General features: G+C 67.1%; 28 protein-coding genes. 12 read left to right on the forward strand and 16 right to left on the reverse strand.

Translation table 11 applies throughout. The features are described 5' to 3' along the window. Positions 1–10: 10 nt before the first annotated feature. Positions 11–556, reverse strand: coding sequence for an MAPEG family protein (locus ACP7A3_RS09650; protein ID WP_426255432.1), 546 nt, complete (start codon positions 554–556; stop codon positions 11–13). Beyond that, positions 553–1767, reverse strand: coding sequence for a UbiH/UbiF/VisC/COQ6 family ubiquinone biosynthesis hydroxylase (locus ACP7A3_RS09655; RefSeq protein ID WP_426255433.1), 1215 nt, complete (start codon positions 1765–1767; stop codon positions 553–555). The genes ACP7A3_RS09650 and ACP7A3_RS09655 overlap by 4 nt, the downstream gene beginning before the upstream one ends. 557 nt (positions 1768–2324) lie before the next feature. Between ACP7A3_RS09655 and ACP7A3_RS09660 the strand changes: the two genes are divergently transcribed. Next, entirely contained in the window at positions 2325–4652 is a 2328-nt protein-coding gene (locus ACP7A3_RS09660; RefSeq protein ID WP_147035065.1) for a DNA translocase FtsK, read from the forward strand. Between the two features lie 146 nt (positions 4653–4798). On the opposite strand, the gene ACP7A3_RS09665 is transcribed toward ACP7A3_RS09660, so the two are convergent. Beyond that, positions 4799–5527, reverse strand: a complete 729-nt coding sequence (locus ACP7A3_RS09665) for a Crp/Fnr family transcriptional regulator (RefSeq protein WP_426255434.1) — start codon at positions 5525–5527, stop codon at positions 4799–4801. A gap of 11 nt (positions 5528–5538) precedes the next feature. Between ACP7A3_RS09665 and ACP7A3_RS09670 the strand changes: the two genes are divergently transcribed. The 5 genes from ACP7A3_RS09670 to ribA all read left to right on the forward strand — a co-directional run bounded on the left by ACP7A3_RS09670 (position 5539) and on the right by ribA (position 11337). Further along, on the forward strand, positions 5539–6150 hold the full coding sequence (locus tag ACP7A3_RS09670) for a hypothetical protein (protein ID WP_426255435.1): 612 nt from the start codon (positions 5539–5541) through the stop codon (positions 6148–6150). Positions 6151–6210: 60 nt separating this feature from the next. Then, positions 6211–8136, forward strand: a complete 1926-nt coding sequence (locus ACP7A3_RS09675; RefSeq protein WP_426255436.1) for a S9 family peptidase — start codon at positions 6211–6213, stop codon at positions 8134–8136. Positions 8137–8436: 300 nt separating this feature from the next. Beyond that, the gene (locus ACP7A3_RS09680) at positions 8437–9051 is read left to right on the forward strand and encodes a LolA family protein (protein WP_017980532.1); all 615 of its coding nucleotides are present in this window, start codon (positions 8437–8439) and stop codon (positions 9049–9051) included. A gap of 439 nt (positions 9052–9490) precedes the next feature. Beyond that, complete coding sequence (locus ACP7A3_RS09685) at positions 9491–10273, forward strand: exodeoxyribonuclease III (RefSeq protein ID WP_294218379.1); 783 nt, start codon at positions 9491–9493, stop codon at positions 10271–10273. Next, positions 10273–11337: a GTP cyclohydrolase II gene (ribA, locus tag ACP7A3_RS09690; protein ID WP_426255437.1), complete on the forward strand. Its 1065-nt coding sequence runs from the start codon at positions 10273–10275 to the stop codon at positions 11335–11337. The genes ACP7A3_RS09685 and ribA overlap by 1 nt, the downstream gene beginning before the upstream one ends. Before the next feature lie 6 nt (positions 11338–11343). Here ribA and ACP7A3_RS09695 read toward each other — a convergent pair whose 3' ends face one another. The 12 genes from ACP7A3_RS09695 to ACP7A3_RS09750 all read right to left on the reverse strand — a co-directional run bounded on the left by ACP7A3_RS09695 (position 11344) and on the right by ACP7A3_RS09750 (position 18698). Then, positions 11344–11832, reverse strand: coding sequence for an MmcB family DNA repair protein (locus ACP7A3_RS09695; RefSeq protein ID WP_426255438.1), 489 nt, complete (start codon positions 11830–11832; stop codon positions 11344–11346). A 49-nt stretch (positions 11833–11881) separates the two neighbouring features. Continuing rightward, a complete protein-coding gene (locus tag ACP7A3_RS09700) occupies positions 11882–12544 on the reverse strand; it encodes a cell wall hydrolase (RefSeq protein ID WP_017980528.1) in 663 nt (220 codons plus the stop codon). 153 nt (positions 12545–12697) lie between these two features. After that, positions 12698–13024: a DUF1491 family protein gene (locus ACP7A3_RS09705; protein ID WP_426255439.1), complete on the reverse strand. Its 327-nt coding sequence runs from the start codon at positions 13022–13024 to the stop codon at positions 12698–12700. Beyond that, positions 13021–13488, reverse strand: a complete 468-nt coding sequence (locus tag ACP7A3_RS09710) for a PaaI family thioesterase (RefSeq protein ID WP_043061064.1) — start codon at positions 13486–13488, stop codon at positions 13021–13023. Before ACP7A3_RS09710 ends, ACP7A3_RS09705 begins: the two co-directional genes overlap by 4 nt. Further along, positions 13485–13949, reverse strand: coding sequence for a PTS sugar transporter subunit IIA (locus ACP7A3_RS09715; RefSeq protein ID WP_295561969.1), 465 nt, complete (start codon positions 13947–13949; stop codon positions 13485–13487). The genes ACP7A3_RS09710 and ACP7A3_RS09715 overlap by 4 nt, the downstream gene beginning before the upstream one ends. A 66-nt stretch (positions 13950–14015) precedes the next feature. Then, positions 14016–14630: a ribosome hibernation-promoting factor, HPF/YfiA family gene (gene hpf / locus ACP7A3_RS09720; RefSeq protein ID WP_426255440.1), complete on the reverse strand. Its 615-nt coding sequence runs from the start codon at positions 14628–14630 to the stop codon at positions 14016–14018. Between the two features lie 50 nt (positions 14631–14680). After that, complete coding sequence (dnaQ, locus tag ACP7A3_RS09725) at positions 14681–15376, reverse strand: DNA polymerase III subunit epsilon (RefSeq protein ID WP_043061066.1); 696 nt, start codon at positions 15374–15376, stop codon at positions 14681–14683. 7 nt (positions 15377–15383) lie between these two features. Next, entirely contained in the window at positions 15384–15986 is a 603-nt protein-coding gene (gene coaE, locus ACP7A3_RS09730; protein WP_426255659.1) for a dephospho-CoA kinase, read from the reverse strand. Positions 15987–15997: 11 nt separating this feature from the next. Next, the gene (aroE, locus tag ACP7A3_RS09735; RefSeq protein ID WP_426255441.1) at positions 15998–16810 is read right to left on the reverse strand and encodes a shikimate dehydrogenase; all 813 of its coding nucleotides are present in this window, start codon (positions 16808–16810) and stop codon (positions 15998–16000) included. Next, on the reverse strand, positions 16807–17154 hold the full coding sequence (locus tag ACP7A3_RS09740; protein ID WP_426255442.1) for a hypothetical protein: 348 nt from the start codon (positions 17152–17154) through the stop codon (positions 16807–16809). Before ACP7A3_RS09740 ends, aroE begins: the two co-directional genes overlap by 4 nt. Next, positions 17151–17747 carry a Maf family protein gene (locus ACP7A3_RS09745; protein WP_426255443.1) on the reverse strand — a complete coding sequence of 199 codons (597 nt, stop codon included), beginning with the start codon at positions 17745–17747 and terminating at the stop codon, positions 17151–17153. Before ACP7A3_RS09745 ends, ACP7A3_RS09740 begins: the two co-directional genes overlap by 4 nt. Positions 17748–17885: 138 nt before the next feature. After that, on the reverse strand, positions 17886–18698 hold the full coding sequence (locus tag ACP7A3_RS09750; RefSeq protein WP_426255444.1) for a pyruvate, water dikinase regulatory protein: 813 nt from the start codon (positions 18696–18698) through the stop codon (positions 17886–17888). Between the two features lie 312 nt (positions 18699–19010). Between ACP7A3_RS09750 and hemE the strand changes: the two genes are divergently transcribed. The 4 genes from hemE to ACP7A3_RS09770 all read left to right on the forward strand — a co-directional run bounded on the left by hemE (position 19011) and on the right by ACP7A3_RS09770 (position 22971). Further along, the gene (gene hemE, locus ACP7A3_RS09755) at positions 19011–20030 is read left to right on the forward strand and encodes a uroporphyrinogen decarboxylase (protein WP_426255445.1); all 1020 of its coding nucleotides are present in this window, start codon (positions 19011–19013) and stop codon (positions 20028–20030) included. Continuing rightward, positions 20030–20476, forward strand: a complete 447-nt coding sequence (locus tag ACP7A3_RS09760; RefSeq protein ID WP_426255446.1) for a CopD family protein — start codon at positions 20030–20032, stop codon at positions 20474–20476. The genes hemE and ACP7A3_RS09760 overlap by 1 nt, the downstream gene beginning before the upstream one ends. 166 nt (positions 20477–20642) lie before the next feature. Continuing rightward, complete coding sequence (gene rho / locus ACP7A3_RS09765; protein WP_024310316.1) at positions 20643–21899, forward strand: transcription termination factor Rho; 1257 nt, start codon at positions 20643–20645, stop codon at positions 21897–21899. 367 nt (positions 21900–22266) lie between these two features. Next, positions 22267–22971 (forward strand): TerC family protein, encoded by a 705-nt coding sequence (locus ACP7A3_RS09770; RefSeq protein WP_029720500.1) that lies wholly within the window; start codon positions 22267–22269, stop codon positions 22969–22971. A gap of 33 nt (positions 22972–23004) precedes the next feature. On the opposite strand, the gene ACP7A3_RS09775 is transcribed toward ACP7A3_RS09770, so the two are convergent. After that, positions 23005–23715: a dienelactone hydrolase family protein gene (locus tag ACP7A3_RS09775; RefSeq protein ID WP_426255447.1), complete on the reverse strand. Its 711-nt coding sequence runs from the start codon at positions 23713–23715 to the stop codon at positions 23005–23007. Between the two features lie 72 nt (positions 23716–23787). Here ACP7A3_RS09775 and ACP7A3_RS09780 point away from each other — a divergent pair, with 72 nt between their 5' ends. Further along, positions 23788–24033 (forward strand): DUF6489 family protein, encoded by a 246-nt coding sequence (locus ACP7A3_RS09780; protein WP_024310317.1) that lies wholly within the window; start codon positions 23788–23790, stop codon positions 24031–24033. Then, positions 24033–25307, forward strand: a complete 1275-nt coding sequence (mnmE, locus tag ACP7A3_RS09785; RefSeq protein ID WP_426255448.1) for a tRNA uridine-5-carboxymethylaminomethyl(34) synthesis GTPase MnmE — start codon at positions 24033–24035, stop codon at positions 25305–25307. The genes ACP7A3_RS09780 and mnmE overlap by 1 nt, the downstream gene beginning before the upstream one ends.

Here is a 25307-nt window from a genome sequence, read left to right on the forward strand (position 1 = left end):
GGGGGCCGGACTAGCGCAGCAGCGCCAGCGCCGCCATCAGCAGCGCCGCAACGCTGGGATAGAAGGTCAGGCCGAAGCCCAGCGCGCGCGCCGCCGCGCCGTCGCGATAGCCGCTCCAGAACAGCAGCCGCCCGGCCGAGAAACAGGCCGCGAATAGCGCAACGGCCACGCGCGCATGATCGTCGAGCAGCGTCAGCGCACCATAAGCGATCGCGGCGAGCAGCGCCTGTTCGGCGGTGTTGCGCAGGATGGCATTGGCCGCATCGACACGCGGGTCGACGCCGTCGCCGCCATCGATCGCGCTGGCCGAAGCGAAGCGCCGCCGCGCGACGTCGCCGATCGCCGCCGCCACCCACAGGCCCAGCGTCAGCAGCGCGACGCCCAGCGTCCAGCCGCGCGCCTCCAGCATCATCGCGTCGCCACGGCGATAGCCGATCAGCGCCAGCGCCACCGTCACGACGATGGCGATGCCCATGGCGCGCGTCACGCCCGCCTGCGCGCGGGCAAGCGGCGTCGCGGGTGCCCGCTTCGCCGGATCGACCGGCGTCTCGCTCACACCAGCAGGCCCTGCAGCAGCTTGGGCAAGGTGCCGCTTTCGCCCCGCGCCTCGGCCATAAAGCGGTCCTTCAGCGGCGGCAGGCGATCGACCGCCGAAATGCCGAAGCGGCGCACCGCACTCGCCGTCTTGCCCGGAATGCCGAACAATCGCGTCAGCGTATCGGTGGCGGCGGCGACCATGAACGTGTCGAGCCCGCGCCAGCGCTGATAGCGTTCGAGCAGCGCCGGATCGCCCAGGTCCAGACCCAGCCGTTTGCCCTCGACCAGCACCTCCGCCAGCGTCGCGACGTCGCGCAGGCCCAGGTTCAGCCCCTGCCCCGCGATCGGATGGATGCCGTGCGCAGCGTCACCGACCAGCGCCAGCCGCTCCGCAGTGATCCGCGCGGCATGGTGGAAGCCCAGCGGATAGCTTGCGCGCGGCGATGCTGCGCTGAGTTCGCCCAGGAACCCGCCCATCCGCTTGGTCGCCTCTGCCAGGAAGGCCCGGTCGCCCAGCTTCATCATGCCCGGCCCGTCCGCGCCCTTCACCGACCAGACGATCGCCGATCGATGGCCGATGTCGTCGTCGGGCAGCGGCAGCAGCGCGAAGGGCCCCGCGGGGTAGAAGATTTCGTAGGCGACGTCCTCATGGGGATATTCGTGATGGAAGGCCCCGACGATCGCGGCATGGTCATATTGCCAGCGCGCCACCGGGATACCCGCCGCCTCGCGCGTCGGCGAATTGCGCCCCTCCGCCACGATCACCAGCGGCGCGGTGACGGTGGTGCCGTCGCTCAACGTCGCGGTGACCTGATGCTCGCCGCGTACCAGATCGGTCGCGCGTGTCTGCATGCGCAGGTCGACGTGGTGCGCGGCGGTCGCGGCGGCGAACAGCGCGGCGCGCAGCGCCTTGTTTTCGTACATCGTGCCGAGCGGATCATCGTTGTCGCCAGGCCGGAAATCGAGCTTGCCGGGCGCCAGCCCGTCGCTGACCCGGATATGCCGGATCGCGCAGCCCTTGCCCGCCAGCGCCTTGCCCACGCCGATCGCATCCAGCATCCGCCCGCTCGCGCTGGCGATCGCCGACGCGCGCCCGTCGAAGCCGGGGGCATGGACCACCGCGGGGTCGGCGGGATCGACGACGATGCTCGTAACCCCATGCGCGTCGAGCGCCAGTGCGAGCGTGGCGCCGACCAGGCCGCCGCCGAGGATGATGACGTCCGAATTCATGTGCATCCCTCTACAGGTCGCTGCGCACCGTGCCAACGCTCCCTACGGTCGTGGGGCAGGCGTTGTTCCCGGCGGGGGAGCGGTTCGGAAAGTCACAAAAGTCACGCCGACGCACGTGGTTTTCGAAACGGGGGGCCTGCGGTGAGACAGAGCGTGGGCAGGCGTGACACGGATGGGGCGTGTAGGACAGCGGGAATGTGGTCGGCCGCATTCGTCTCCGCCATTCAATGGGTTGGCGGGCGGCGGCGGTAGCGGCGATCCAACGGGTCCGATGCTTCGTAGCCGACGCCTTGTCCCTGAACTGTTTTGTCCCATCCCCGTTCACCTGGTGAGCAGGTTGCCGAGCCTCCAAGGCTCGGCTGAAACCATCCGGGGGATGGTTTCACCTGCTCACTGTCGAAGGGCGGCTATCCGCGAGCGCGTCGCTGATGGCACGCGCCCTTCGACAGGCTCAGGGCGAACGGGTGAAGCAGGCGATCGGCCCGCCATCTTGACGGAATCGCGCCATCGGCCGATGAACCCGCGTTAACTTTTCGGAACATTGAAGGAATCGAGCGATGGCGAGCCGTGCGCAGCCAGGGCTGTTGCGTGAGACGGTGAAGGCGGGCGCCGTGCGGGGCGGCGCGTTGGTCGCCGCGATCGCGCTGTTCGTCGCCACCGCGGTGATGGTGCTCGCGCTGGCAAGCTATCGCGCCAGCGACGCCGCGCTCAACACCGCCTCCGGGGGCCCGGTGCAGAATCTCGCCGGCCCGCCCGGCGCCTGGTTCGCCGACCTCGCGCTCACGCTGTTCGGCCCGGCGGTCGCCCTGCTGCTGCCGATCGCGCCGATCGTCGCCGCGCGGCTGTGGCGCGATCGGCCCGCGGGGCGCTGGCTCGCGATGCTGCGCAATGCCGCGATCGGCGTGGCGCTGATCGCCGCCGCGCTCGCCTTCGTCTCCGATGCGTCGGTGCTGGCGCTGCCGGCCGGCTGGGGCGGCGTCGCCGGCCTGTCGATTGCGAAGGCGGTGGAATGGGGCCTGTCCTTCATCGGCCAGCCGGGCGCAGAGCGCTGGGCGGCACGCGGCATCGGCCTGATCGTCGGCATCGCCGGTATCGTGATCTGGGCGAAGAGCCTCGACATCGACCTCGGCGACCGCCGCTTCCGCCTGCGCCGCACGCGTGGCGACGCGATCGGTGCCGATGACGATGGCGACGATCTGTACGACGACGCCTATGACGACGGGGACGAGGAACCGCTCCAGCTCGCGCGCAAGGTCGTCGAACCGCGCGCGGTCGCGACGCCAGACCCGCGTCCCGCCCCCAACATCGCCGACCGCAATCTCGCGCCCTCCGCCGCCAAGCCCAAGCCCAAGCAGCAGAGCCTGGATCTCGGCCACAGCTATACGCTGCCGCAGCTCGACCTGCTGACCCCTGCGCCGCCGGCGCCGAAGGGCACGATCGACAAGGCGTCGCTGGAGCGCAACGCGCGCCTGCTCGAAAACGTGCTCGACGATTTCAAGGTGCACGGCGTCATCAACGAAGTGCGCCCCGGCCCGGTCGTGACGATGTACGAGCTCGAGCCCGCGCCGGGCATCAAGGCCAGCCGCGTCATCGCGCTCGCCGACGATATCGCGCGCAACATGTCGGCGATCTCGGCGCGCGTCGCGGTGATCCCGGGGCGCAACGTCATCGGCATCGAACTGCCCAACCAGAAGCGCGAATCGGTGTCCTTGCACGAACTCGTCGGCAGCCAGACGTTCGAGGATCAGGCCGCACAGCTTCCCATCATCCTCGGCAAGAACATCGCCGGCGATCCGGTGATCGCCGACCTCGCGCCCATGCCGCACCTGCTCGTCGCCGGCACCACCGGTTCGGGCAAGTCGGTCGGTCTCAACTGCATGATCTTGAGCCTGCTCTACCGGCTGACGCCCGAGCAGTGCCGGATGATCATGATCGATCCCAAGATGCTCGAACTGAGCATGTACGACGACATCCCGCACCTGCTGTCGCCGGTCGTCACCGATCCCGCCAAGGCGGTACGCGCGCTCAAATGGGCGGTTGAGACGATGGAGGATCGCTATCGCCAGATGTCCTCGGTCGGCGTGCGCAGCCTGGCGGGCTTCAACGACAAGGTCCGCGCGGCGAAGGCCAAGGGCCAGCGCCTCGGCCGCCGCGTCCAGACCGGCTACCACCCCGACACCGGCCAGCCGGTGTATGAGGAAGAGCAGCTCGACTACGAACCGCTGCCGCAGATCGTCGTCATCGTCGACGAGCTTGCCGACCTGATGATGACCGCGGGCAAGGAGGTGGAATTCCTGATCCAGCGCCTCGCGCAAAAGGCACGCGCGGCGGGCATCCACCTCATCATGGCGACGCAGCGCCCGTCGGTGGACGTCATCACCGGCGTCATCAAGGCGAATTTGCCGACGCGCATCAGCTTCCACGTCACCAGCAAGATCGATAGCCGCACGATCCTGGGCGAACAGGGCGCCGAACAGCTGCTGGGCCGCGGCGACATGCTCTACATGCCCGGCGGCAAGGGCATCGTCCGCGTCCACGGCCCCTTCGTCAGCGACGACGAGGTGCGCGCCATCGCCGATCACTGGCGCGCACAGGGCCAGCCCGATTACATCAGCTCGGTCACCGAAGAGCCCGAGGACAGCTTCGCGCTGGACGGCGCGCCGGAGGGCGAGGACACCGCCGAGGACCAGCAGTATCGTGCCGCGATCCAGCTGGTATGCGAATCGCAAAAGGCGTCGACCAGCTGGCTGCAACGCCAGTTGCGCATCGGCTACAATTCCGCGGCGCGGCTGATCGAACGCATGGAAAAGGACGGCATCGTCGGCCGCCCCGACCATGTCGGCCGCCGCGAAGTGCTGCGCGATACCGAAGGCCACGCGATCTGAGGCAGGGGGGGGTGCGCTTCACGTCCCCTATTCGTCATTCCCGCGCAGGCGGGAATCCATACACTCCGAACCGTCTTGGGTCCCACGAACGGTAGCCAGTCTGGATTCCCGCCTTCGCGGGAATGACGGGATCTTTTGCCGCCCCCCTACCGCGCCGCCGGCAGCCACGCCGGCTCGAACGCCGGCTGGCGCGGCGGCAGCGGCGAAAGCTGCCGCAGGCGATCGACGTCGAGCAGCCGCACGCGATGCCCCGTCCGCGCGATCAGTCCCTCGTCCTCCAGCGCACGCACCGTGCGGTTGACGTGGACCCCGGTCAGCCCGAGCAGATCGCCGATCACCTCCTGCGTCAGCGGCAGGTCGAACGCATCGTCCTCCACCATGCCGATCGGCGTCAGCCGGGTGTGCAGGTCGACCAGCAGCCGCGCGAGCTGTTCGCGGGCCGAGGCGTTGCCGGTGATCGCCAGCATGTCCATCAGCGCCAATCGCTCCATCTGCACCGCCACCGTGAACAGCGCGGCGAGCCGCGGCGCCGTCTCGTACAACCGCCCGAACCGCGCATAGGGCACGAGGGCCGTCACCGATTCGGTGATCGCGGTCAGCGTGTCCGCCGCCTTCGACAGCACCATCGTCGGCGTGCCGAGCATGTCGCCGGGCAGATGCACCTTCTGGATCAGGCGGTTACCGCTGCGCAGGATGATCGACGAGGCCACCCATCCTTTCAGGTGCAGGTAAAAGCCGCTCACCGCATCGCCTTCGCGCTGGAAGGTTTCGCCGCGTCGGCGCACTACCTCGCCATCGCCGAGCGTGCCGAGCAATTCGACTTCGGTGCGGGTGAGATCGGCGAACGCGCGGTAACGGTGGATCGGGTACGTCATATGCGTCAGGTTTGCCGACCGTTACGCTAGCGTTCAAGCTGAACCCCCTTGATGCAGAGCAGGACGCCGGCATGATGGCGCGCTCGCGCCGAAGGGCGGCATCGATCATGACACGCATCACCGGCCGCGCGCGATCCTGTCTGGCGCTCCCGATCCTCGCACTGCTCGCGACCGCGGCCGCCCCGGTTCCGCCATCAGCGCGCGAGCGTGCGGTGATGGACGCGATCGAGCGCAGCATCGTCCTGCCGGCAAAGGCTTGGCCGCTGGCCGCCTATGGGCGCAACTATGCCTGGGCGGACCCGACGCAAGTGGTCGCCACCTACCTGTTGCCCAGGCCTTCTTCCCCCCCGGCCGAGCAGTGCAGGGTCATGCAAGACTCCGTGATGCGGCCCTGTTCCGGCCGGGATATCTCGGATATTGCACGACAGGAGGCCGAAGCCCGTGCCGCCGAAACGCCCGCCGGGCATCGTCGCTGGTTCGCGCGCCCGGGGGAATGGCCCACAATCTTCGATGGCGGCTGTGCGCAGGTAAATGTCGCCTATGACGTTCCCAATCAGCGGATCACCCAGGTGGCGTGCAACGGCGACCTGACGGCCCCGCCCCCCGATCGTCAATTCCCTTGATCCCCGGCGTCAAGCTGGCAAGGTGTAGCTAAGACATAATACACCGGGGAGTATCGTTCGATGAAACGCATCGCCGCCGCCGCCGCGCTTCTGCTGGCCGGCACCGCCATGGCGCAGGACAGCGCCACCATCGCTCCGCCCGCCGCGATTCAGGCGGATGGTATCCCGCCGGTGCCGCAGGCGCTCGCCGATGCGACGCGGCCCTATATGGAGTCGCGCTCGTCGGCGTTCGGCGGCTGGAATCCGGTGACGCGCGGGGTGCTGATCGCGACGCGCTTCGGCAATACGGTGCAGGCGCACGAGGTTGCGATGCCGATGGGCGCGCGCCGCCAGCTGTCGTTCGAAGCGGATGCGATCGCCCGCGCGAGCTACGCGCCCAAGCGCGGCGACGTGATGGTCGTGCAGAAAGACGTCGGCGGCAGCGAATTCTGGCAGCTCTACACGCTGCGGGACGGCCGCCTGACGCTGCTGACCGACGGCAAGAGCCGCAACGCGATCAACGCCTGGAGCCATGACGGCCGCTGGCTCGGCTATTCGTCGACGCGGCGCAACGGCGCGGACAACGACCTCTACGTCATCGATCCGCGCAATCCGAAGAGCGACCGGCTGGTCGCGCAGGTGAAGGGCGGCGGCTGGGCGATCAGCGACTTCGCACCCGATGCGAAGACCGCGGTCGTCACCGAATATCGCTCGGTCAACAAGACCAACCTGTACCGGATGGACGTCGCGACCGGCGCGATGACACCGATCGGCGATCCTGCCGCCGCCATCGCCTATGGCGAGGCCAAGTTCGCGCCCGATGGCACCTTGTGGGTGACGTCGGACGAGGGATCGGACTTCCAGCGCCTCGGCACGATCGATCCGAAGACGGGCCGCTTCACCGCGGTCGCCCCCGAACCTAAGTGGGACGTCGACGCCTTCGACATTTCGGACGACGGCCGCACCATCGCCTATGTCGTCAACGAAGCCGGCATCGACCGGCTGAAGCTGCTCGACGTCGCCAGCCGCCGCGCCCGCACCGTGCCGCTGCCCGCCGGCAGCATCGGCGGCGTGGCATTCGCGCCCTGGGGCGCGCTGGGCTTCTCGCTCAATTCCGCCAAGGCGCCGACCGACACCTATTCGCTCGATCCCGCGACGCTGACGGTGACGCGCTGGACGGCAAGCGAAACCGGCGGGCTCGATCCCGCGCGCAACGTCGAGCCGGAATTCGTCGAGGTGAAAAGCTTCGACGGCGAACCGGTGTCGGGCTTCCTCTACCGCCCCGATCCCAAGCGCTGGCCCGGCAAGCGCCCGCTCCTCTTCAACATCCACGGGGGACCGGAGGGGCAGTCGACCCCCGGCTTCCTGGGGCGCAACAATTACCTGCTCAACGAATTGGGCATCGCGCTCTTCTATCCGAACGTCCGCGGCTCGACCGGGTTCGGCAAGCGCTTCGTCGCGCTCGACAACGGGCCGTTCAAGCGCGAGGATTCGGTGAAGGACATCGGCGCCTTCCTCGACCGGTTCGACAAGGACCCACGCATCGATTCGAAGCGGATCGCGGAGACCGGCGGCAGCTACGGCGGCTATATGTGTTACGCGCTCGCGATCCGGTACGGCGACCGGTTCAAGGCGGCGAACTGCATCGTCGCCATCTCCAACTTCGTCACCTTCCTCGAAAATACGCAAAGCTATCGCCGCGACCTGCGCCGCGTTGAATATGGCGACGAGCGCGATCCCGCCCAGCGCGCCAAGCTGGTCGAGATCAGCCCGCTCACCCGCGCCAAAGAGCTGAAGATCCCGCTGATGGTCGTCACCGGCGGCAACGACCCCCGCGTGCCCGCATCGGAAGCCAATCAGATGGTCGCTGCGGTGCGCGCCAATGGCGTCCCCGCCTGGCACCTGCTCGCCAAGGACGAAGGCCATGGCTACGCCAAGAAGGAGAATCAGGACTATCAGTTCTGGACCAGCCTGATGTTCTGGCAGGCGAACCTGCTGGGGAAGTGATGGATCGGGTGGCATTTAAGCACTTGCGATCAAACGATGAATTAGAATCACCGCCCTCATACCCCGGCCGTACCGCACCCACCCTCACCCTTCGCCGCCTATGGCGGCTCCCTCCCTCTCCCAATGGGAGAGGGAGGGAGCGGCGCAGCCGCGGAAGGGGGGAGGATGGGCCCACGACATCACCTTCAAAAACGAACCGATCGTTTTCTTTTGGGTGTTCACGTCGTCCATGTTCCCGGCACCAACACCCGCCCCGACAGTTAAGGGCCGGTTCAACGCCTTCCCCCCATCAGGACCCGCATGACCCGATACGCTCTTGCTCTCGCCCTGCCGATCGCACTCGTCGCGCCGGCCGCTCTGCCCGCCCAGGCGACCGGCGACCTCGCCGCGGTGCAGCGCCACCTCCAGTCGGTCGAGACGATGACCGCCGACTTCACGCAGACCGACCGCAACGGCAAGGTGCTGACCGGTACGTTCACGCTGAAGAAACCGGGCAAGCTGCGCTTCCAGTATGAAAAGGGCGTGCCGATCCTGATCGTCGCGGAAGGCGGCGCGCTGACCTTCATCGATTATTCGGTGCGGCAAGTGCAGCGCTGGCCGATCAAGAATTCGCCGCTGGGCGTGCTGCTCGATCCGACGCGCGACATCACCCGCTATGCCAAGCTCGTCCAGACGGGGAACGACCGCGTCGTCTCGGTCGAGGCGAACGATCCCAAGCATCCCGAATATGGCAAGATCACGTTGATCTTCGCCCGCGACTCGGCGGCCCCGGCAGGACTCGCGTTGCAGGGTTGGGTCGCGCTCGACAGCCAGAACAACCGCACGACGATTCGCCTGTCGAATCAGCGATTCGGCGTGCCGGTGAGCGACCAGACGTTCAAATGGAACGATCCGCGGAGGCCGAACGTCCGCTAGGCCGGGTTCATTCATGTACCCGACAGGTTTGCTGGCCTAGAGACGTCCTCGCGGATGTGGGGCGTTCGGGATTTTTTCCCCCTGTTGCCCGGATGACCATCAACCACTTCCCGCCTGCGTGACGAACGCTAGGTCGGCCCTCGCTCCATGCCCCCGGAGCGAGGGCCTTTCTGCGTAGGGCGGCTTGCGCCACCCTGGCGCAAGACTCGCCCAAGCGCGGCCAGCGGGCAGAGCCCGTCCGACGTAATGGGCTTCGCCCATGACGCACCCCTCTTCCCGTTTGCCCCGAGCCGGTCGAAGGGCACGTTGCCACCAGCGTGAAGCTCGGGGAAAGCTGCCCTTAGACAGGCTCAGGGCGAACGGAATGCGCGTGGCGCATACGGCCCCAAGGTCGGCCCGAACCTTGCCCCCCTCCCCGCCCCCGCCTAGATGCACCGGCGTGAAGATCGTCTCCTGGAACATCAATTCGGTCCGCTTCCGGATCGCCATCGTCGAACAGTTCCTGCGCGAGGTGGAACCCGACATCCTGTGCCTCCAGGAAACCAAGGTCGTTGACGCCGACTTCCCGTTCGATGCTTTCAGGGCATTGGGTTACGACCATATCGTCATCCACGGCCAGCGCATGCACCATGGCGTCGCGATCCTCAGCCGCGTGCCGCTGATCGAGGACGACCGCTTCGACTGGCAGGCGAACCAGGAAGCGCGCCATGTCGGCGTCCGCCTGCCCAACGGCGTCCGACTGGAAAACGTCTACGTCCCCGCCGGCGGTGACGTTCCCGATCGCGACGTGAACCCCAAATTCGGCCAGAAGCTCGACTTCGTCGAACGGATGACGCGCTGGTCGGAAACGCTCGACGTGCCGACCATCCTGACCGGCGACTTCAATATCGCGCCGCTGCCCAGCGACGTGTGGAGCCACAAGGCGCTGCTGAAGGTCGTCAGCCACACCCCCATCGAGGTCGAGGCGCTCGATCGCCTCCAGGCCTCGAACGATTGGGTCGACCTGGGGCGGCATTTCCACCCCGCCCCCGCGCGCCTTCACACGTGGTGGAGCTATCGTTCGCCCGATTGGACCAAGAACGACCGCGGCCGCCGGCTCGACCATATGTGGGCGACGCGCGACGTCGCGGAGAAGGCCACGGCGCATGTCGTGCACGAAGCCTGCCGCAGCTGGCTGAGCCCATCGGACCATGTGCCGATCCTGACCGAGTTCGCCTTCTGATGAGCGCGTCCGCCCGCGATGTCGCGCGCGCGATCGACGCGCTGCGCCGCGGCTGGCCGATCGCCATCGCCGCACCGGGTGAGGCCCCCCTGCCCCTGCTCGCGGTCGAAACCGCCGATCCGATCGGGCTCGAATCCTTCGTGGGCGAGGGCACATTCCCGCTGCTCATCTCCAACGGCCGCGCCGCGACGCTGAAGCTGTCCAACCAGCTTGCCGCCGCCGATCCCGATACGCCGGTCGCGGTCGAACCGGCGCCGTGGCTCGACTTTTCCACCGCGGTCGCGCTCGCCGATCCGCAGTTCGATCTCGCGACGCCGCTGAAAGGGCCGTTCCGCACGATGGCGATCGATCGCCCGGCGGCGAGCCTCGCGGCGATCCGGCTGGCGCGGATCGCGGGACTGCTGCCGGCCTTCGTCCTCGACGGCACCGGCGCGGAGGTGACGATCGATCCGGCCGCGATCGACGCGCATCAGGCATCCGGCGCGTTGCGTCTCGCGACGCGCGCCCGGCTGCCGGTCGACGGCGCCGAGGAAGCCGAGATCGTCGCGTTTCGCTCGCCCGATTCGAGCGACGAACATGTCGCACTCCTGGTTGGCCAGCCCAATGGGTCACCGCCGCTGGTCCGCCTGCATAGCGAATGCCTGACCGGCGACGTGCTCGGCAGCCTGAAATGCGACTGCGGGCCGCAGCTGCGCGCGGCGATCGAGGCGATCAAGGCGCAGGGCTGGGGCATGTTGCTGTATCTGCGACAGGAAGGCCGCGGGATCGGCCTGGTCAACAAGCTGCGCGCCTATGCGTTACAGGATCAGGGGTTCGACACGGTCGATGCCAACACGCGGCTGGGCTTTGCGATCGACGCGCGCGATTTCGGCGTGGCGGCGCGGATGCTGTCGCTGCTGGGGCAGCGCACCGTGCGGCTGTTGACCAACAACCCGGCCAAGGTTGCGGGGCTGGAAGCGGCCGGCGTGACGGTGATCGAACGCGTCGCGCATGCGCTGCCGCCCAACCCCCATAATGCGCGCTATCTGGCGACGAAGCGGGACCGGACCGGCCACCAGCTCTGACTCCGCTCAGACGAACGCCTCCGGATCGGTGAATCCCGTCAGCCGTCGCGCTGCACGCCGCGCGAAGGCGAGGGTGCAGCGTTTGCGAACGTGCGCGGCCAGCGGCACGCTATGCGCCTCACGCAGGATCGCCGCATCGTAGCGATCGGCGACGATCACGCCCGTCCGCTCCGGAAGAAAGGCCGCACCGTCCAGCGGCGCGGTATCGAACCCCGCCGGCACCGCCCAATAATAGCGGTCGCAGTGACCGAGATAGTCGGGCCATTTACCGTCACCCATCAGGTCGGCGCGCGACACCTTGATCTCGACGATCACCAACTGTCCGCGCGCGTCGATCGCCATCAGGTCGGCACGGCGGCCGCCCTCCAGCGGGACTTCGGGGATGGTGACGAGGTCGTGGCGCAGCATCATCCGCGTGACGCCGCGCGCGACGTCGGCGGCGCAGATCGCGGGATCGCCGCCCTCAACGCAAGAAACCGGAGCCATGTCGAGCATGACTCCGGTTTAGAACATTCAGCGAACGAGGCAAGCGCCCCGTTGCGGATCAGCGATAGAAGACGTGGTTGCCGATCATCGCGATCTTGGTGACATTGGCACCGGGGCGACGGTTCGGCGTGTTGAAAAACAGTGCCTTGGGCGCCGGGCTGTCCCAGGCCGCGTCCAGCGCGACGCGCGCGACGGCGAGGGCGGTGCGGTAGGTCGCGCGGCCTTCGTCGATCGCCGGGATTTCACCGTGGCGTACGAAGCTGAACTGGCCGCGCTGCTTCACGACCGAGCAGATATCGCTGGGGAAGCGGCCCGACTTCGAGCGGTTGATGATGACGTTGGCGACGGCGAGCTGGCCAGCGAGCGGTTCGCCCTTCGATTCGAAATAGATCGCGCCGGCGAGGCAGCGCTGCGTCTCGTCGACGTCGGCGCTGTCCTGCGCGGCAACGGCTTCGGCGAGGCTGTTATACTCTTCGTCTTCGCTGGCTTCGACCGTGGGGAGCGGCTGGACCACCGGCTTGGCGGGTCCGAACGTCGCGGCAACGGGAGCGGGAGAGACGGGGACCGATGCCGGAACGACCGGATCGGTGGAGGGGGCGGTCGGTGCGGGAATCGCGGTGCGATTGAGATCCGAGGCCCGGACCGGCGAGCTGTGGCTGATCAGGCCCGCCAGAGAGAAAGACATCACCGCGATGGCCGCGGCGCGCTGCAAAATCGTCATCAACGTATTCGATATGCGGTTGGACCACGGACCCGATCAGTCAGGCTGATCGTCCGGGCATCCCCCCGACTGCGTCACCGACCCGGATCGCACCCAGGCGCGGCACAACGCGCATTCAACGTGCGCGAGCCATCGTCACACATCCGTCACGAGTCAATTCGACAGGATCGTTTCAGCGGCGAACCGTTCGGCTTCCGGGATATCCAGTTCGACGACCCATAGATCGGGGTCGCGACTGCGCCGCCGTCGCCAATAGGCTTCGGCACCATCGGGCGGGACCGATTCGGCTAGAATTGCCACGCCATCGAAGTCGATCGTGCGTTCGAGAACCCGAACCAGAGATGAACGGGACTCGATCAGCAGCAGAATGGCGCCCCCTTGCGGATCGCCCTTCGCCCGAACCATCGCCATGCCGCCCGCATCGTTGATCCGGCGCAGCAGCGCACCGACCACCAGATGCGTCGGCAGCCGCTCGCTCACGATGCGGCGCGATAGCCGGGCAGGCCGGACAGCGCGATCTGCGAGCGCATGAACGTGCCGGTGCCGCGCGCCGCCTCCTCGCCATCGGCGTCGATCAGCCGCGCATCGGCGACATAGACGCGGCGCTTGCCGCTGATCCAGCGCCCTTCGGCGATGACGGGCCCCGCCTTCATCGGCCGGGTAAGCAGCAGGTTGAATGCCGTCGTCAGCAGAAACCGGTCGGTGACGAGGCTGTTCGCCGCATAGAAAGCGGCGTCGTCCAGCATCTTGAAATAGCTGGTGCCATGCGCGGCGCCGGCCGCGTGATAATGTTCGGGCCCGATCAGGAAGTGGATGCGCGCGACACCCGCCGCCACGATTTCGAGCCGCGATTCGAACAGGCGGTTGATCGGTGCGGCAGCGTAGAGCGATTCGAGGCTGCGATAATGCGCCTGTGCGCCGCTGTCGTCGGCCGTCCCGCTCACGCCGCGTCGCGTGCCGCGTCGGCGGTGAACAATGCGTAGAGCGCATCGGGCGATCCCGCGCCGCGCAGCTTCGTAAGGAACGTTCGGTCGCGTAAGCGCCGCGACACGCGGGCGAGCGCCTTCAGGTGATCCGCACCGGCATCGACCGGCGACAGCAGCATGAACACCAGATCGACGGGCAGATCGTCGACCGCGTCGAATTCGATCGGCTGGGCAAGGCGCATGAAGACGCCGGTCACCGCGGGCAGATCGGGCAGGCGCGCATGCGGAATGGCGACTCCGCCGCCAAAGCCGGTCGAGCCGATCTTTTCGCGCGCCGCCAGCAGTTCGGCGGTCAGGCGACCGTCGATACCCAGACCCTCGGCCGCGGACGCAAGCTGCGCGAACAAAGCCTTTTTATGCGCGACGGCGACGTCCTTATAGACCGCCTCGGGGCGCAGCAGATCGCTGAAGTCGTTCATCCCGGTCTCGAATAAAAGAAAAGGGCCCCGCCGGGCCCGTAACAGTACCGGCGGGGGGTGGAAAGATCAGCTTGCGGCGGGCTGCTGTGCCTGCACGCTGCCGCGCTGGGGCTCGACCCAGCCGATGGTGCCGTCGCCGCGACGATAGACCATATTGTAGGCGCCGGTGCCCGCATTCTTGAACAGGAGCGCCGCGGTATTGCGCAGATCGAGCATCATCACCGCATCCGACACGCTGGCATCGGGGATGTCGACGCGCGTTTCGGCGATGATGAGCGGCGCGTCGCCCACATCGTCCTCGCTCGCTGCCGGCTCCCGGAACAGCGTATAGCCCGCATTGTCATAGCCCATGTCTTCCTGAATGGCCGCCGCCTCGCTGGCGTGGCGATCCTTCAGGCGGCGCATGTAGCGACGCAGCTGCTTTTCGATCTTTTCGGCTGCCCCGTCGAACGCGAGGTGCGCCTCTTGCGCCTGGTGGCTGCCCTTCAGCACCAGACCCTTCATGACGTGCACCACGATATCGCAGCGGAAGCCGACGTCATGCGGCCCCTTGCCGAACGTCACTTCGGACGAAATGGCGCGCGCGAAATGCTTGGTGGCGATACCCTGAAGCCGGTCGCTCACATGATTCTTGAGCGCGTCGCCGGTTGCGACCTGATGACCAGAAATCCGGATATCCATCGTCTTCTCCATTGATAGGGGCTGACCTGTTGGCCTTTGCCCGGTTGGCGTTAATCGAACGCCGCGACCCCCCAGATTGGATCCTGCAACTTGGAAACAAATGCCGCATGGGCGGCAAGTTCCGCCTCGGACGGGCGGAAGGTGCGCGGCGGGCGTACCGTGACCGGACGGCGGACGACCGGCGCCAGCGTGTCCGCGGTCGCGACCTCGCTGACCAGCCCCAGGCCGATCTGCCGTCCGCCCATCAGCTCGACATAGACCTGCGCCAGCAGCTGTGCGTCGAGCAGCGCGCCGTGGTGGACACGGTGCGACCGATCGACACCATAGCGGGTGCAGAGCGCATCGAGCGTATGCTTGGCGCCGGGATGGCGGCTGCGCGCGATCTGCAGCGTGTCGACCATCCGCGTCTTGTGGCAGATCGGCGGGAAGCCGAGCGCGCCCAGCTCGCCGTTCAGGAAGCCGAAGTCGAACGAGGCGTTGTGCGCGACGAGCGGCGCATCACCCAGAAAGTCGAGCAGCTCCGCCACGCCCTCGGCGAACACCGGAAACTTCGACAGGAATGCCGCGGACAGGCCGTGGACGCGCTCGGCCTCGGCCGGCATGTCGCGTTCGGGGTGGTAATAAGCGTGAAAGGTGCGGCCGGTTTCGACCCGGTTGACCATCTCGACACAGCCGATTTCGACCAACCGATCGCCTTCGCTGAATTTGAAGCCGGTGGTCTCGGTATCGAAGACGATCTCACGCATTACCCTCTTATCCGCCTGCTTCGGCCCTCATGCAAGCGATGACGCGGCGGACGGCCTCTCGCGTCTGGTCGATCGCGACATCGGTGGCGATGACGACGTCGGCACGCGTGCGCTTCTCCGCATCGGGCATCTGGCGTGCGAGAATGGCGTCGAATTTGGCGGGCGTCATGCCGGAACGGGCGAGCGTGCGCGCCCGCTGCACCTCGGGGGCTGCCGAGACGACCGCGATCCGGTCGACATGCGCGTCGCCGCCGGTTTCGAAGAGCAGGGGAATGTCGAAGACGACGAACGCCGCATCGGCGTTGGCGGCGAGGAAAGCCGCACGCTCCTCCGCCACGGCGGGGTGGACGATCCCCTCCAGCCGGCGCATCGCGTCGTCATCGCCGAGGACGGCCGCCGACAGCTTCGCCCGATCCACACCCCTATCCGACGTGGTGCCGGGAAACGCCGCCTCGATCGCCGCGACGACACGGCCGCCGGGGCCTTGCAGGCGATGCACCGTCGCGTCGGCGTCGAACACCGGCACCGCCTCGGCGGCAAACATCGTGGCAACCGTCGACTTGCCCATACCGATCGAGCCCGTGAGGCCGAGGATAAGCGGGCGCGCGATCGACGGAGCGGTCACGCCAGCAGCGCCTCGCGAAGCTCATCGTCGCGATCGCGTGGGGGTGCGACGCCGAAGAACAGTTCGAACGCCAGCGCCGCTTGGCCGATCAGCATCTCGAGTCCATCGACTGTCTCCAGCCCTCGCGCGCGCGCTGCCGCGAGCAGGGGCGTTTCGAGCGGCGAATAGACGATGTCATACACGACGCTATCGTCGTCGAGGTCGGGCAGGTCGACGGGCAGGGGGGGCTGGCCGGTCATGCCGAGCGTGCTGGCGTTGACCAGCAGCGCGGTGTCGGGCGGCACCGGTGCGGTCAAAGGCAGCGCCTGCCCCTTGAGGCCGAAGGACGACAGCAATACCCCCGCCTTCAACACGTTGCGGTTGAGCAGCGTCACCGGCCCCACGTTCATCCGGGCGAGCGCGAACAGCACCGCGCGCGCCGCGCCGCCGGCCCCGATCACCGTGACCGGCCGATCGGCGATATCGAACCCAGCGATCGGCGCATAGAAGCCGCCGGCATCGGTGTTGGTCCCGACCAGCGCGCCGTCCTCGGCGCGGAAGACGGTGTTGATCGCACCGATGCCGCCGCGCACGTCCCCGCGATCCTCGACATGGTCGAGCGCGGCAAGCTTGTGCGGCATCGTGATGTTGCAGCCACGCCAGGCGGGATCGTCGCGCCGCTCGGCGAAGAAGCGCGGCAGGTCGTCGGTCGTGACCAGCGTCTTGCGATAGTCGGCGTCGAGGCCCAGCTGATCGAGCCAGAACCGATGGATGATCGGCGATTTCGACTGCGCGATCGGATCACCGATCACGTCTGCATAAGGGGTCATGAAGAATTCCGGCATTCGAAGCGACCGTCGCAGACGAGGTCGATGGTGAGCGCGCCCACACCGATCAGCACGACCGGCGCGGCCAGCGCGAGGATGGCGGCGAGCAGCAACGGACGACGTTTCGCCGCAAACTTTGCCAGCGCCGCGACGATGCCGAGGACCAGCGCCCCGATCAGGCAGGGCAAGGCAGACATCAGGCCGACGAACAACACGGTCAGTGGCCAGCCGCCCGCATTCGGTGAATCATAGAGCATCGGCGAAAACAGGATCGCCATCGCCGCGAACGGCAGGCCGAGGCCGGCGATCACCGCCACGATGATGGCCAGCGCGCGATCGCCGTTCATGCGAGCAGCATCCCGCGGACGCGCAAATAATCGAGCACGTTGAGCAACGGCAGCCCCAGAACGGTGAATTGACTCCCCTCGATGCGGCTGAACAGCTGCGCGCCGGGTCCTTCGATCCGATAGCAGCCGACGCAGCCGCTGATCGCCGGCCATTCCTGGTCGAGATACGCCTGGATGAAGACGGGGGAGAGGGGGCGGACATGCATCCGCGCCGCCTCGACATGGCGCCAGACCGGGCGTCCGGCTTCGGCGATCACCGCGGCGCTCCACAATTCATGGCGCGTGCCCGACATGGCGGCGAGATGCTCGGCGGCCTGGTCGCGCGTCTCGGGTTTGTCGAGCAGGCGACCATCAGCGAGCGCGACGACGCTGTCGCTCCCCAGCACCAGCCGGTCGGGGTGGCGCAGGCTGACCTTCACCGCCTTCAATTCGGCAAGCGCATCGGCCAGGTCGCGCGGGGATCGACCGGCGAGCGACGCCTTGGCGGCATCCTCGTCGACGCCCGCCGCAGTCGCGTCGAACGGAACGCCAGCCGCGGTGAGCATCGCTCGGCGCGAGGCGCTTTGCGAGGCGAGGAGGAGGGGTTGGTTCAAGATCTCACCTTCATTCGTCATCCCGGCGAACGCCGGGATCCATGGATACGACGCATCCCGAGGTGGCGCACACCACGAGCGGCGCGTGACCATGGATCCCGGCGTTCGCCGGGATGACGCATATAAGGGGCACAGCGATCACGCTGCCTTCCGCTCGTTCGCCAGCGCGATGATCGCCGCCGCCGTCTCCTCGATCGAGCGGCGCGTCACGTCGATCACCGGCCAGCCATTGTCGGCGAACATCCGCCGCGCAAAGGCGATCTCGCGTGTCACCGCTTCCTCCTCGACATAGGCCGTATCGGGCATCTGGTTGAGCGACAGCAGGCGGTTGCGCCGGATCTGGATCAGCCGGTCGGCGCTGGTCGTCAGCCCCACGACGAGCGGGCGCTTCAGGTCGAACAGCATCCGCGGCGGCGGACTTTCGACGACGATCGGGATGTTCGCGGTCTTCCATCCGCGGTTGGCGAGATAGATGGAGGTCGGAGTCTTCGACGACCGCGACACGCCCGCCAGGACGATATCCGCTTCCTCCCAATCCTCGTGCGCGATGCCGTCGTCATGCGCGATCGTCCATTGGATCGCATCGACGCGGGCGAAATAGGCGGCGTCGAGCGCGTGCTGGCGCCCCGGCCGTGCCTTTGCCTGCTGGCCGAGCAAGCCCGACAGCGCATCGTTGACCGGATCGAGCGGCGCCACCGCCGGCAATCCCAGCGCCAGACAGCGCTGCTCCAGGATGCGGCGGGTCGCGGCGTTCACCAGCGTGAAGATCACCAGACCCGGGTTCTGCGCGATCTCCTGCAGGATGCGCTCCAGATGCGCCTCGGTGCGCACCATCGGCCAAAAATGGCGCACGGTCTCGACGTCGTCATATTGCGCGAGCGCGGCCTTCGCGATGTTCTCCAGCGTCTCACCGGTCGAGTCCGATAGAAGGTGGAGGTGGAGGCGAATCATCGCGACCTCCGGGGCAGACCTGTGGACAACATGGGGATGATCGATAGGACAAGTCGGCAGGTCCGCCAAGCGACCCTCATGCCGTGGACAACCCGCATTTCATCCACATGTTCGCCAACATGGCACGTTTTTATCCACAGATCGTGGAAAACGGGGACACGGCGAACCGAATCGACACGATTCCGCGCGTCCTTGCCCGTCAACCTGTGGGTGATTAGGGCATGAAACCGCTTATCCCGTATTCCACGTGCCAATCACTTCATCATCCTTTCTAAGAATCTTATTATAGGAAGAAGGACGCTGACCGATCCTGTGAACAAGCCGCTGCTCGCCACGCTGAAGGGTGCGAAGCCGGCCGTGCCGCCGATGTGGCTCATGCGTCAGGCTGGGCGCTATTTGCCCGAGTATCGCGCACTGCGGGCGGAGAAGGGCGGCTTCCTGGCGCTGGCCACCGATCCGGTCACGGCGGCGGAGGTGACGTTGCAGCCGATCCGCCGCTTCGGTTTCGACGGCGCGATCCTGTTCTCCGATATCCTGATGGTGCCCTGGGCGCTGGGGCAGGAGCTGACGTTCGGACCGGGCGAGGGGCCGCGGCTGACCCCGCCGTTGGTCGATCATGCGCTGGGGGCGCTGGAACGGGTGCCTCAGCGCCTCGAACCGGTCTATGCCACCTGCGCACGGGTGGCGGCCGCCTTGCCGCCCGAGACCACCTTTCTGGGCTTTGCCGGCAGTCCCTGGACGGTCGCGACCTATATGGTGGCGGGGCAGGGGTCGAAGGATCAGGGCGAGACGCGCGGGTTCGCTTATGCCGACCCGGCTGCGTTCGGCGCGATCATCGATGCGATCGTCGCGATGACGATCGACTATCTCGCCCGCCAGATCGAAAGCGGGGTGGAGGCGGTGCAGCTGTTCGACAGCTGGGCAGGATCGCTGTCGCCGGATCAGTTCGAACGCTGGGTGATCGCGCCCAATGCGGCGATCGTCGCCGGACTGCGGGCCCGCTGCCCCGATGCCGTCATCATCGGCTTTCCCAAGGGGGCAGGGGGCAAACTCCCCGCCTATGCCCGTGAGACCGGCGTCGACGCGATCGGGCTCGACGAGACGGTGGACCCGGCCTGGGCGGACGCGGTGCTGCCGCAGGGGTTGCCGGTACAGGGCAATCTCGACCCGTTGGCGTTGCTGGCCGGCGGTGCGGCCTTGGACGCGGGCATCGACCGGGTGCTCTCCGCCTTCCGCGACCGGCCGCACGTCTTCAACCTCGGCCACGGCATTGGCCAGTTCACCCCGATCGCGCATGTCGAGCATCTGATCGAACGGGTAAGGAGCGCGTAATGGAAGCCCTGGCAGGCGCCTATCTGTGGATCGTCGCGGCGCACGTGATCTTCGTCATCTTCTGGATGGCGGGGCTGTTCATGCTGCCGCGCTACCTCGTCTATCATCAGGAGGCGCTGGCGGCGGGGCGCAGCGACGAGGCGGCGCAATGGGTGGAACGCGAGGGCAAGATCCGCAGTATCATCCTGACCCCGGCGATGATCGTGGTATGGGTGCTCGGCCTGACGCTCGCCACCGTGGGCCAGCATTGGGGCGAGGGGTGGCTGCACGCCAAATTCGCCCTCGTGCTGCTGCTGTCGGGCTATCACGGCTGGGCGGTCGGCTATGCCAAGCGGCTGGCGCGCGGCGAGATGCGGCTCGATGGCCGCACGCTGCGCATGATCAACGAGGTGCCGGCGCTGCTGGCGACGGTGATCGTCGTGCTGGTGTTCGTAAAGCCGTTCTGAGCGCAACGCCGTTCTGCGCTTGACGAGGGGCTTGCCCCCTCTTACCTCCTGCCGACGCGTAGAGCCGCCGCCCGGTGGCTCCGCGTTCCTCCTCCGGCTGTTCGTCGCTGCGGTTCCTTCGCCGATCTGAAGCCTCTCCCCACTGCCTACGCATTCGGATTATTCCATGCATCTTAAAGACTTGAAGAAGAAGACCCCCGCCGACCTGGTCAGCATGGCCGAGGAATTGGGGGTCGAGGGCGCCTCGACGCTGCGCAAGCAGGATTTGCTGTTCGCGATCCTGAAGGTGCAGGCGGAGAATGGCGACCAGATTATGGGCCTCGGCACGATCGAGGTTCTGCAGGACGGTTTCGGCTTCCTGCGCTCGCCGGAAGCGAACTACCTCGCCGGCCCGGACGATATCTATGTGTCGCCCAATCAGGTCCGCAAGCACGGCCTGCGTACGGGCGATACCGTCGAAGGCGAGATCCGCGCGCCCAAGGATGGCGAACGCTATTTTGCGCTGACCAAGCTCACCTCGGTGAACTTCGACGATCCCGAAGCCGTCCGCCACCGCGTCAACTTCGACAACCTGACGCCGCTGTATCCGGAATCGAAGCTGACGCTCGATCCCGCCGATCCGACGCAGAAGGACAAGTCGGCGCGCGTCATCGACATCGTGTCTCCGCAGGGCAAGGGCCAGCGCACGCTGATCGTCGCGCCCCCCCGCGTCGGCAAGACGGTGATGCTCCAGAACATCGCCAAGGCGATCACCGACAATCACCCCGAGGTGTTCCTGCTCGTCCTGCTGATCGACGAGCGGCCCGAGGAAGTCACCGACATGCAGCGCAGCGTGAAGGGCGAGGTGGTGTCCTCGACCTTCGACGAACCCGCGCAGCGTCACGTCCAGGTCGCCGAGATGGTGATCGAAAAGGCCAAGCGCCTGGTCGAGCACAAGAAGGACGTCGTGATCCTGCTCGACTCGATCACGCGCCTCGGCCGCGCGTACAACACCGTCGTGCCGTCGTCGGGCAAGGTGCTGACCGGCGGTGTCGACGCCAATGCGTTGCAGCGCCCCAAGCGCTTCTTCGGCGCGGCGCGTAACATCGAAGAGGGCGGCTCGCTCTCGATCATCGCCACCGCGCTGATCGACACCGGCAGCCGCATGGACGAAGTCATCTTCGAAGAGTTCAAGGGCACGGGTAACTCCGAAATCGTCCTCGACCGCAAGGTCGCCGACAAGCGCGTCTTCCCGGCGCTGGACGTCGGCAAGTCGGGCACGCGCAAGGAAGAGCTGCTGGTCGACAAGGACAAGCTCAGCAAGCAGTGGGTCCTCCGCCGCATCCTGATGCAGATGGGCACGATCGACGCGATGGAATTCCTGCTCGACAAGATGAAGAATTCGAAGACCAACGAAGACTTCTTCGACAGCATGAACCAATAGCCGCAGCCGAGTGCGGCCTGCCGCATGCTGCGGTAGGACTCGCACCGGCTCGGCCGGCGGGTGCGCCCAGGCGCAACCCGTCCGACGCGGGCTTTGCGCGCGTCCGGCACGAGGCCCCCAACTCCTCCTCCGCCATGGGGAGGTGGCATGCCGAAGGCATGACGGAGGGGGAGACCGCGACAACCTCCGTGTCTTTTACCTCCCCCTCCGTCACGGCTTCGCCGCGCCACCTCCCCCTGGCGGGGGAGGAATTGTTGTTTGTTGGCTTTTCTGTTCAAGCCCCATCACCAACTCCCTCATCGCTTTCGCGCGCTGCCGCGTTATGCACAGGCATCAACCGGGAGTTTGAATAGTGTCCATCATCGCCATGCTGAGCGCGGCCGCCGCCAGCGGGCCGGGGTCTCCGGCCGAGATCTGGCAGCATATCATCAACGATTTTTCGAACATCACGACGCCCGCTGCGCTGTCCGCGTTCGTGCAGGTGCTGATGATCGACGTCGTGCTGGCGGGCGACAATGCGATCGTCGTCGGCGCGTTGGCCGCGGGCCTGCCGGTCGATCAGCGCAAGAAGGTCATTCTGATTGGCATTCTTGCCGCGCTCGTCCTGCGCATCATCTTCGCGCTGGCGGTCAGCTGGCTACTCGGCGTGATCGGGCTGATCTTTGCGGGCGGCATCCTGCTGCTGTGGGTTGCATGGAAGATGTGGCGCGAACTGCGGGGCGAGCACAACGCCGGCTCGCCTGAGGTCGACGGCGACGAGACCGCCGGCTTGAAGCCGGCCAAGAGCTTCGCTGCCGCCGCCTGGGCGGTCGCGGTCGCCGACGTGTCGATGAGCCTCGACAACGTGCTCGCCGTTGCCGGCGCGGCGCGCGACCATCCCGGCATCCTGATCATCGGACTGCTGCTGTCTGTCGCGCTGATGGGCATCGCGGCGAACCTGATCGCCAAATATATCGAGCGCTATCGCTGGATCGCCTACGTCGGGCTGGCGGTGATCGTCTATGTCGCGGGCAAGATGATCTACGAAGGGGTGGTCGACCCCAATGTCGGGCTGATGAAGCTGTTTGGATAAGGGAAGGGGGGCCGCGAAGCCCCCCTTTTCATGTCAGCCGAGGTGCGCCGCGAAGAAGCTGGCGGTGCGCTGATCGGCAAGGTTCGCAGACTCGTCCGAACGGCGTTGACCAAACTCGGTTGCGAAGCCGTGGTCCTCGCCGGGATAGTCGAACAGCGTCACCTTGGGGTGATCGTCCAGCCCGGCGTGCATGCGGGCCTGCGCGTCCTTGTCGACGAAATGATCCTCCTGCGGAATGTGGAGCAGCACCGGATGGGCGATTGCATGCGCTTCGCCCAGCAATCCGTCGATGCCGACACCATAATAGCCGACGCTGGCGTCCACATCGGTACGGGCTGCGGTCATGAAGGCGAGGCGACCGCCCAGGCAATAGCCGACGACCCCGACCTTGCCGCCTTCGGCCAGCATGCCCCGCGCGGTGCGGATCGTCGCTTCGATATCGCGGATGCCGGCATCCTGATCGAACTGCCCCATCAGGTCGAGTGCGCGTTGCATCTGGTCCGGAACGTCCGGGTCCAGCTCGACGCCCGGTGCGATCTGCCAGAACAGGTCGGGGGCGAGCGCAAGATAGCCATCCGCCGCCAGCCGATCGCATTTGCTGCGGATGCCGGTGTTCACGCCGAAGATTTCCTGAATGACGACGATCGCCGCACGCGGCGTGCTCGCAGGTTCGGCGACATAGGTGTCGAAACGGCCTTTGCCGTCTAGCGTGTCGATGGTGATCGTCCGGGACGTGGCAGTCATGGGTGCTCCTCTCGCGCAGCCGATCCGGCTGGGCTATGGCAAACGCCACAGGGCCGCAACGGGATGCATGCGATGAAGGTAACGGTGGACGTCGATCTGACCCCGGAAGAGGCGCGCCGCGCGATGGGCCTGCCCGACCTGACGCCGCTGCACGAACGCTATGTCGCCGCGATGCTGGAAACGATGAACGGACAGGTCCGTCCCGAACTGCTCGAGAACATGATGAAGAGCTGGGCGCCGATGGGCGAAGCGGGCTTTGCGATGTGGCGCCAGATGTTCGAGACGGCGACCAAGACGGGCGGCGGCTCGGGCAGCTGATGACGACGATCTTCGCGCTGTCGAGCGGCGCGGCGCCGGCTGGTATCGGGGTCATCCGGGTGAGTGGTCCAGACGCAATGGCGGCGGTGGCCAAGCTGGCGGGGTCCTTGCCGCCACCCCGCGAGGCACGGGTACGCGCGTTGCGGGACACCAGGGGTGCGCTGCTCGATCGCGCACTCGTGCTGGTCTTTCCCGGACCGGCAACGGCCACCGGCGAAGATCTGGTCGAATTGCATTGCCATGGCGGCCGTGCGGTGATCGCAGCGGTGCTGCGGGCGCTGGGCGAGCAGCCTGGCCTCCGCCCGGCGATCGGAGGCGAATTCACGCGCCGTGCGCTGGCGAACGGGCGCATCGATCTGGCCGAGGCTGCGGGTCTCGCCGACCTGTTGTCCGCCGACACCGAGCGGCAGCGCGTTGCGGCGCTTGCAGCGGCAGAAGGCGTGGTGAGCCAGCGCGTGCGCGGCTGGCTCGATCGGCTGGCGATGCTGTCGGCGATGGTCGAGGCGCAACTCGATTTTGCGGATGAGGACGATGTCGACGACGACGCGGCGGCGATGGCTGCGGTGGTCGAGGGTCAGCGCGCTCTGGCCACGGAACTGGCGGCAGTGCTCGCCAACCCGCCCGTCGAACGGCTGCGCGACGGGATCAACGTGGTGCTCGCAGGCCCACCCAATGCGGGGAAGTCGACGCTCATCAATCTGCTCAGCCAGCGCGAGCTTGCGATCGTCTCTCCGATCGCCGGCACGACCCGGGATCGGATCGAGGCGACCGTGGTGCGGGACGGTCTGGTCTATGTGCTCACCGATACGGCGGGGCTGACCGAAAGCGATGATCCCGTGGAGCGGATCGGCGTCACGCGCGCGGAGAATGCGATGGTCGCGGCGGACGTTTTGCTGTGGCTGGGCGATACCCCGCCACCGCCCGACGATGCGATCTGGCTGCACGCGCGGGCCGACGTGCCCGGACGGGTTGCAGCGGAGGGAACGCAGGCGGCGGTGTCGCAGGATGATGCCTCCAGCGTCGAGGCGGTATGGCGTCTGATTGCTGCTCGGGGGGAGGCCATGGTCCCCCGAGGTGACGCGCTGGCGTTTCGCGAAAGCGAACGCGCAGCCTGTCGGGATGCTCTGGACGCGATCCTGCAGCCGGATGGCGACCCGCTAGTCATCGCCGAGCAGCTGCGATTGGCACGACGGGCACTGGCCACGATCCTCGGCATCGATGCCACGGAGACGATGCTCGACGCCCTGTTTGGACGCTTCTGCATCGGCAAGTGA

It is taken from the genome of Sphingomonas sp. DC5200-1, from assembly GCF_049897245.1.
In the GTDB taxonomy this organism is placed as follows: Bacteria; Pseudomonadota; Alphaproteobacteria; order Sphingomonadales; family Sphingomonadaceae; genus Sphingomonas; species Sphingomonas aquatilis.

What these genes read in the sequence shown, in the direction of transcription:
- ACP7A3_RS09780 (WP_024310317.1), top strand. Translation starts at nt 23,788, where the DNA reads ATGAAGGTAACGGTGGACGTCGATCTGACCCCGGAAGAGGCGCGCCGC.
- mnmE (WP_426255448.1), top strand. Translation starts at nt 24,033, where the DNA reads ATGACGACGATCTTCGCGCTGTCGAGCGGCGCGGCGCCGGCTGGTATC.
- ACP7A3_RS09715 (WP_295561969.1), bottom strand. Translation starts at nt 13,949, where the DNA reads ATGAACGACTTCAGCGATCTGCTGCGCCCCGAGGCGGTCTATAAGGAC.
- ACP7A3_RS09740 (WP_426255442.1), bottom strand. Translation starts at nt 17,154, where the DNA reads ATGAACGGCGATCGCGCGCTGGCCATCATCGTGGCGGTGATCGCCGGC.
- ACP7A3_RS09660 (WP_147035065.1), top strand. Translation starts at nt 2,325, where the DNA reads ATGGCGAGCCGTGCGCAGCCAGGGCTGTTGCGTGAGACGGTGAAGGCG.
- dnaQ (WP_043061066.1), bottom strand. Translation starts at nt 15,376, where the DNA reads ATGCGTGAGATCGTCTTCGATACCGAGACCACCGGCTTCAAATTCAGC.
- ACP7A3_RS09750 (WP_426255444.1), bottom strand. Translation starts at nt 18,698, where the DNA reads ATGATTCGCCTCCACCTCCACCTTCTATCGGACTCGACCGGTGAGACG.
- ACP7A3_RS09770 (WP_029720500.1), top strand. Translation starts at nt 22,267, where the DNA reads ATGCTGAGCGCGGCCGCCGCCAGCGGGCCGGGGTCTCCGGCCGAGATC.
- rho (WP_024310316.1), top strand. Translation starts at nt 20,643, where the DNA reads ATGCATCTTAAAGACTTGAAGAAGAAGACCCCCGCCGACCTGGTCAGC.
- ACP7A3_RS09655 (WP_426255433.1), bottom strand. Translation starts at nt 1,767, where the DNA reads ATGAATTCGGACGTCATCATCCTCGGCGGCGGCCTGGTCGGCGCCACG.
- ribA (WP_426255437.1), top strand. Translation starts at nt 10,273, where the DNA reads ATGAGCGCGTCCGCCCGCGATGTCGCGCGCGCGATCGACGCGCTGCGC.
- ACP7A3_RS09775 (WP_426255447.1), bottom strand. Translation starts at nt 23,715, where the DNA reads ATGACTGCCACGTCCCGGACGATCACCATCGACACGCTAGACGGCAAA.
- ACP7A3_RS09760 (WP_426255446.1), top strand. Translation starts at nt 20,030, where the DNA reads ATGGAAGCCCTGGCAGGCGCCTATCTGTGGATCGTCGCGGCGCACGTG.
- ACP7A3_RS09695 (WP_426255438.1), bottom strand. Translation starts at nt 11,832, where the DNA reads ATGCTCGACATGGCTCCGGTTTCTTGCGTTGAGGGCGGCGATCCCGCG.
- ACP7A3_RS09700 (WP_017980528.1), bottom strand. Translation starts at nt 12,544, where the DNA reads ATGACGATTTTGCAGCGCGCCGCGGCCATCGCGGTGATGTCTTTCTCT.
- ACP7A3_RS09680 (WP_017980532.1), top strand. Translation starts at nt 8,437, where the DNA reads ATGACCCGATACGCTCTTGCTCTCGCCCTGCCGATCGCACTCGTCGCG.
- ACP7A3_RS09665 (WP_426255434.1), bottom strand. Translation starts at nt 5,527, where the DNA reads ATGACGTACCCGATCCACCGTTACCGCGCGTTCGCCGATCTCACCCGC.
- hpf (WP_426255440.1), bottom strand. Translation starts at nt 14,630, where the DNA reads ATGGATATCCGGATTTCTGGTCATCAGGTCGCAACCGGCGACGCGCTC.
- aroE (WP_426255441.1), bottom strand. Translation starts at nt 16,810, where the DNA reads ATGACCCCTTATGCAGACGTGATCGGTGATCCGATCGCGCAGTCGAAA.
- ACP7A3_RS09675 (WP_426255436.1), top strand. Translation starts at nt 6,211, where the DNA reads ATGAAACGCATCGCCGCCGCCGCCGCGCTTCTGCTGGCCGGCACCGCC.